5 protein-coding genes and 1 tRNA gene are annotated in these 6,178 nt (G+C 62.0%); 2 read left to right on the forward strand and 4 right to left on the reverse strand.

Annotation, left to right across the window (positions count from 1 at the left end):
• Positions 1–13: 13 nt before the first annotated feature.
• The 3 genes from J3T93_RS07975 to J3T93_RS07985 form a co-directional block, all read right to left on the reverse strand.
• Positions 14–337 carry a hypothetical protein gene (locus tag J3T93_RS07975; RefSeq protein ID WP_267431214.1) on the reverse strand — a complete coding sequence of 108 codons (324 nt, stop codon included), beginning with the start codon at positions 335–337 and terminating at the stop codon, positions 14–16.
• Between the two features lie 21 nt (positions 338–358).
• Positions 359–2,314: a helix-turn-helix transcriptional regulator gene (locus J3T93_RS07980; RefSeq protein ID WP_267431216.1), complete on the reverse strand. Its 1,956-nt coding sequence runs from the start codon at positions 2,312–2,314 to the stop codon at positions 359–361.
• Positions 2,315–2,458: 144 nt separating this feature from the next.
• Positions 2,459–3,889 carry a UTP--glucose-1-phosphate uridylyltransferase gene (locus J3T93_RS07985; RefSeq protein ID WP_267431217.1) on the reverse strand — a complete coding sequence of 477 codons (1,431 nt, stop codon included), beginning with the start codon at positions 3,887–3,889 and terminating at the stop codon, positions 2,459–2,461.
• Between the two features lie 179 nt (positions 3,890–4,068).
• Here J3T93_RS07985 and J3T93_RS07990 point away from each other — a divergent pair.
• Positions 4,069–4,142 (forward strand) — tRNA-Pro (locus tag J3T93_RS07990).
• Between the two features lie 104 nt (positions 4,143–4,246).
• Here J3T93_RS07990 and J3T93_RS07995 read toward each other — a convergent pair.
• Positions 4,247–4,471 carry a helix-turn-helix domain-containing protein gene (locus J3T93_RS07995; protein ID WP_267431218.1) on the reverse strand — a complete coding sequence of 75 codons (225 nt, stop codon included), beginning with the start codon at positions 4,469–4,471 and terminating at the stop codon, positions 4,247–4,249.
• 202 nt (positions 4,472–4,673) lie between these two features.
• Between J3T93_RS07995 and J3T93_RS08000 the strand changes: the two genes are divergently transcribed.
• Positions 4,674–5,831: a tyrosine-type recombinase/integrase gene (locus J3T93_RS08000; RefSeq protein WP_267431219.1), complete on the forward strand. Its 1,158-nt coding sequence runs from the start codon at positions 4,674–4,676 to the stop codon at positions 5,829–5,831.
• Positions 5,832–6,178 lie beyond the last annotated feature (347 nt).

A 6,178-nucleotide genomic window follows, 5' to 3' on the forward strand; every position in this document is an offset into this window, starting at 1 on the left:
GTTCCTCCAAGAACTACCTATTGAACTGCTTCCACCGCCGCCAGATGCGGCCGTGATTCCTCCTGTGCTGCTCCTTGCGCTGCAGGACCAGGGCATGGGCCTGGCTGTAGCGCTCGGTCGACTGAGACAGGGGCAGGGCGAAGGCCGGACCCTCGGGCCTATCCGTTGCTTGGGACTGCCCTGCTGCCGGGGGTTGCGGCATGTGACGGTTCAGATCGTCCGAGACCTGCCCTATGGAGCGGCTGGCTGCCATGGCGTGGCGGATGGCGTAGACGGCTCCCCCAATGAACATGGCCAGCATGAAGATCACCAGAAGGACCCAGATCCATCCAGGCATGGAACTCCTCTCCGACCGGGGCTAGTGCCGGTCCTGCTCCTTGTCGTGAGCGTCGCTGATGGTGATCTCGCGCTGGGCACGGGCCAGGATCATGGTGCGCAGGGTCTTGGGCGCCACTGCGGTGATGTGCTTGGCGTGGGCGATGCAGAAGGCAACGAACCAGGAGTCCGAGGAGACGGTCAGGTGGACCTTCTGCCCGGATCCGCAGGGCTCCACCGAGGCGCCCGGCAGCGACTTGATGTAAGGCAGGTCCGGCCGGTCGGTGATGAAGACCGCAGCCGTGCCGTTGTCGAAGGACCACTTGCGCAGTTCGCTGACTGGCACGTCCGGGAACTCCACCTTGTGGCTGGGCTTGACGATGGTCGCATGCTCGATTCTGGCGATTCGCAGAACCTGCCACTGCCGGTTGCGCCCGGTGCCCTGCCTGAGGTGGCGGCTGGAATCCGAGGGAGCGTCCGCAGCCTCAGTGCCCTCTGCTGCATCGCCGATGTCGGTCCAGGCGGCGACATAGTAGACGCCCTCATCCACGAAGATCTTGGCTGGGGCCACCACCTTGCGGCGGGTGCGGCCGGCAGCGTCCGTGTATTCCATGTCCAGAAGTGACTCGGTCTTAATGGCCCGGCGGACCACCGAGAAGCTCTTGGGCTCGGTCTCATACCCGGTGAGGGAGAGCCAGGGTGTCTCGCCCGGCCCAACATGCGTGCGCAGACGTTGGTAGAGCGACTCGGCCTGGGTCCGGGACTGCTCGGGCAACAGGGGTGAATGGGCCAGATAGCTGAGCGAGGCGGTCAGCATGCTCAGGTACTGGGGCGAAATGCCGGCCAGCCGCTCCAGGCCCAGCGAGTTGGTGGCCGAGACGATGCCGCTGTCGTCCAGCAGGGACCAGTCGATGTCGAAGAATTGGCTGCCGGCCATCTCACCGTCGTCCGAGACCGTGGTCAGGGTGTTGATGTCCTTGTGGATGGTGTTGACGTACTTGCGCAGTTCTTCCTTGCTGTTGGGGTGGCCGATGAAGCGCTCGGCCAGCTCGGCCAGGGAGAACTCCTCGCCCAGGTGTGCGGACAGGAAGAGCATGAGCCGCAGTCGACGGTCCACCTCGGACCCGGTCTGGAAGGAGGATGCGCTGGCCCGGCGAGCGTGTCTGAGGTCGGTGTCGTCGTCACTGAGGTCGGTGGCGAAGTGCTCGACGCTGGTGCGAGCGATCTCCGGGGAAATGACCGTTGCCGCGCCGGGGCTTATCGACTCGTCGGCTAACTTGAAGCGGGCGGCAGAATCCAGGCGCCGCCGGAAGGCGTCTGCGGCCTCCTGCGGGCTGACGATGGATGCATCGGGGTGTTCCAGAACGAACATGGCCAGATCGTCCGAATCGGCATAGGCCACGTTCAGATTCTCTCCGTCCACGTCCACGGTGGCGGCGAAGCGGCGGGAGTCTATGACCTTGACCAGATTGTCGGGAATGCGCTGGGTACCCAGTCCAGGAGCTATGGAATCCAGGCCCAGACCAGGGATGGGCACCTGCGGCACCCGAGGAGTGGTGCGCGAGGCCGGGCGGACGGGCTCTTCGCATGCCTCCTGGGACATGGCGATGGAGCGGGCCAGATAGTTGGCTGCGGCCAGCACCGGCATGTCCTCCTGGTTGAAGTGCATACGGATGCGGGGCTCGTCCCCCAGTTGCAGGCGGTAGGAGGCGAAATCCTGCCCCTCGGACTTGGAGGAGTACTCGGGCTGGCGGGATTCGATGGCGATCCCCATGGCTGCCAGCTTGGCTCGGTCACGCTGGAACTGCTTGGCAAAGGCGGCCTTGGCGGCCTGATCGGCCAGCTCACCGTAGGAGTCGGCATAGGCCTTGACTCGCTGCGCTATCTGCCGAGAAGTCAACCATTGAGGGAAAGCGGACGATAAGACGGCCAGGACATCGAGTTCGTGTTTGCCCCACTTATCTGAGAAACGCCGTCTTCCGTTCGTACCTTCTGCCATCAGTCCTCGCGTATCGTTAAAATTTTGACTGTTAGTGCGCCTAACGCACATCTGTCTATCATAGATTCATTTTTAGGAACGTGGGAGCCAAACACTCAAATACGGTCCCTTTTCTTGACAGGCTGAACCCTCTTGCGCCTGGCTTTAGACCCACTCGTCCGGTTCGATACCCTGGGGTCCCACATACTGGCCATTGGGCACGTATGATGAGCGTCCCTGGTCGCGCAGATGGGCATCCGCATACAAGGCCACATCCCTGCCAAAGGTCCAGTCCCCTTCGATAGTGACCGAGTTGGCAGCCGCCAGGCTGGGAACCCCGTAGGGGAATCGTTCGTCGAAGTCGGCGATGTACTTGTAATAGCGCTCATCCAGCTGGACGTTGGGGAAGTCGTAGTTGCCGTCCTCCATCTCGTAGGAGTCGGTCAGATGGAAACGATCGGAGCGCATGATGAACAGGTCGTCAGTGGTCTTGACCGGCAGGAAGCGCATGCGGTCCACCTGCACGCAGATGGCTCCTTCGAAGAGCGAGGCGGCAGAGCCCATGGCAGTTTCCAACTGCACCACGGGACGGGTGGAAGGATCGGTGGGATCGACGGTCTTGCGGTTCTCGATGATGGGCAGGGGCAGCACGCCCTTGTATTGGGCCAGCTTGTCGCGAAGGGCGTCGACCCTGACCCAGATGCTGTTGGTGTTGAAGTAGGGGTGTTTGCGGATGGACATAGCCGAGCTGCGGTCATGTGGATCCACCTGGGACATCTCCCGTAGGATGAGGTGCCCAGTAGCCTTGTCGATGACGATGTGGCCGCCTTTGCGGTCGGCGTCGGTCCGCTTGGCTACCTCGATCATGAAGGGCGCTCCAGACTGTGCGAAATAGCCGGCCAGGGTCCTTGAAGGCCGGGCGCCCAGGTTGTCGGAGTTGGAGATGAACAGGTAGTCGATCCCCTGCTCCTTGAGTATGTCCAGCAGTCCGGTCTCCCAGATGGTCGAGAAGATGTCGCCGTGGCCGGGAGGACACCATTCAAGCTCAGGCTTGGCCGGGAAGTCGACCGGACGACCGGTGTCGGCGTCAATCTTGGGTTCGATGTGCTGAATGATCTCCATGGGCACATCATTCTGAACGAAGCGGCGGTCCTGCTTGACCACGCGCATGGTGTCTCGCGAGGTGCGGAAGGAGTTCATGAAAATCAGCGGCAGCGGCACCCCCAGGCGTTTTCGGGCCGTCAGCACCTGGCCCATGATGATGTCCAGGAAGCGCATCCGACGGGCCTTGTGGCGGCGGATGGGCAGCAGGGACTTGGCCTTCTCCAGGCCCATAGAGGTGCCCAACCCACCGTTGAGCTTGATGAAAGCGGTGCGGGAGAACGCGTCCAAGGCCATGTCCATGTCCATGGAGTCGTGGATATCTTTGGTGCGGGGCACGTCCTTGAGCGGGGCGACGTCCTTTTCGCGCACACAGGCCTTGGCATCTCCCCGTTCCCAGGTTTCGTAGAGGTGCTGGAACTGGCTGATGGAGACTTCGCTCATGCCCCTCTCGCGCATCTTCGCGGCCGAAAGGTCGAAAACGTCTGTGCTCATGAAACCCCTTCCGGGCTGGGACGACTTGCGGCCGACGCGGGTTGCGCCGACCGTCCAAGATCATGATAGCAAGTTGATCATGTGGCCTGGCTTGTCTGGACCCGTCTGCCGGGACTCGCCGGACCGTTGTCGACCCCGCTACCCTGTGCTACTATCTCTACTCGGTGCTGATGCACCGTCGGGCCGTAGCGCAGTTTGGTAGCGCACTTGACTGGGGGTCAAGGGGTCGCGGGTTCAAATCCCGCCGGCCCGACGAGATAGCAACAATTCCAAGGCTTTCGGGCCTTGGATTTTTTTGTATGCCCCCAATCGGGCACATTTCGGGCACATCGTATTGGTCTTATGTGCCCGACGGGCTCATTGCGGCCTCACCATGTTGGTCTCGATCAGGGCCAATACATCCTCCTGCCGGTACCTCACCAGACGCCCTATCCGCACATATGGAAGCTCGATTCTCTGCGCCCTCCAGGCGTTCAGGGTGCTCACCGGAATCACCAGAATCTCCGCTGCCTCGGCCGGCGTCAACAGCTTGGCCGGCACCGGGACCGGATTCCCGCCCGTCATCTCCGTCATTTCGCTCATACCTGCTCCTATGCGTCAGCGCGGGCCGCCGTGAGCCTGTGCTGGTCAGTACTAATCGGAACGAGTTGTTATGCGACGCATAGAGGTTGATATGGCAAAGGCATGGATACACGATAGATGGCTGAAAAGCGCGCAGGTCGCCATCAAGGAAGGTCATCACACGAAGGTCGAACCGCCTTCGTCGGCGAAGCATTCTCTGGCTATGCACGCCGACGAACCCGACAAGGCGAAAGTGCCCGAAAGATTCAAATCGAAGGACTTCGGGAAGGGGGCGCGCTGGGAGGTGCGCTGGCGGGCCGACGGCGCCGGGAGGCGCAAGCTGTTCGGTTACCGGTCCGACGCGGAGGCGTTCATGGCCGAGATCGAGGACCGGATACGCTCGAACCGGTACATGGACCCCAAGGACTCCTGCAGACCCTTACGGCAGGCGGCCGACCTCTGGCAGCAGGGCCTGGCAGGCACAATCAAGGGCTCGACCGAGGGGCGTTACAGGCGTGAGCTGCGCGTCTGGGTCCTGCCTCAATGGGGGGACGTGGCCTTGAAGGACATCACCACGGTGCGGATCCAGCACTGGTATGTCAGCCTGGCGGAGGGTAAGGCGCCTTACGGCGGTGAACGGGGCTGCGGCTCCGCGCTGTCCGCCTCCTCGATCCGTTCGGTGGGCAAGATCGTGTTGGGCTCGATTCTGGATGTGGCGGTGGAGAACCGCTGGATTGACGCGAATCCGGTGGCGAAGGCCAAGGTGCCGCACAACAGGGCGGTTCAACGGAGGATATATCTGGCCCCGCAGGAGATCAAGGTCATCGCGGGGCAGATGGACGAGGCCAACGCCACGGCCGTCTACCTGCTCGCGTACACGGGGCTGCGAATCGGCGAGGCCCTGGCCTTGCGGTGCGGGGACGTGGACCTGAGCAGGAACAGGATCAACGTCCTGCGCACGCAGTCGGTCGATGCAGGTTCACGCTTGGTCGAGACGTTGCCGAAGGGCAACAGGACCCGTGTCGCGCCTATTCCCAGCCAACTGCTGCCCAGAGTCAAGACCTTGTTGGAAGACCATGGCCCGGAGGACTACCTGCTGCGAGGACCGCGCGGCGGCAGGCAGAGCACCACCAACTGGAGGAACCGGGTGTGGGCACCGGCCCTGCGGGATGCTGGCACGCAGGATATCGAGGGCCTGGTCATCCACTCCCTACGCCACACCTATGCCTCGCTGGCCATCAAGGCCGGGGCGGATGTGAAGACCCTGCAGGCTGTCCTGGGCCACGCCTCGGCCACCGAGACCCTGGACACCTACGCGGATCTGTGGCCCAACCGCACCGGCGAAGTGGCGGAAGTCATCGGCCAGGATATCCAAATCTGACCGGATGCGCATTCCGTCTTTGCTACGCACATTCTGGTAGACAGCCTGTCTTCAAAAGGCACCAAGACCCAGATGGTGCTTGTGCTCTTTACTCAGTATAAGCGCCATCTGAGTTACGGTTCGTCAGGCATCAGGCAAACTGGAAAAGCGCCCAGGAGGGCCTGATCTGAATAATCCAGATGGACGATGATGGCTGGAGGTTGAGAAGAACTGCTGTCAGCTGACCCTAACTCCTGCCAACGCCGGCGTGTTCTATGTGTGGACTGGTACGAGCTGAAACAGGTACGTTAGTGTATCAATGTGCCCGAAATGTGCCCGATTGAATCGGTAAAAAGAGTCCGGTCTTC

Source organism: Bifidobacterium sp. B4111, assembly GCF_026537235.1.
GTDB lineage: Bacteria > Actinomycetota > Actinomycetes > Actinomycetales > Bifidobacteriaceae > Bombiscardovia.

Bases quoted from the DNA above. Each gene is read 5' to 3' on its own strand.
- J3T93_RS07975 (WP_267431214.1), bottom strand. From the start codon at position 337: ATGCCTGGATGGATCTGGGTCCTTCTGGTGATCTTCATGCTGGCCATG.
- J3T93_RS07985 (WP_267431217.1), bottom strand. From the start codon at position 3,889: ATGAGCACAGACGTTTTCGACCTTTCGGCCGCGAAGATGCGCGAGAGG.
- J3T93_RS07995 (WP_267431218.1), bottom strand. From the start codon at position 4,471: ATGAGCGAAATGACGGAGATGACGGGCGGGAATCCGGTCCCGGTGCCG.
- J3T93_RS07980 (WP_267431216.1), bottom strand. From the start codon at position 2,314: ATGGCAGAAGGTACGAACGGAAGACGGCGTTTCTCAGATAAGTGGGGC.
- J3T93_RS08000 (WP_267431219.1), top strand. From the start codon at position 4,674: ATGCACGCCGACGAACCCGACAAGGCGAAAGTGCCCGAAAGATTCAAA.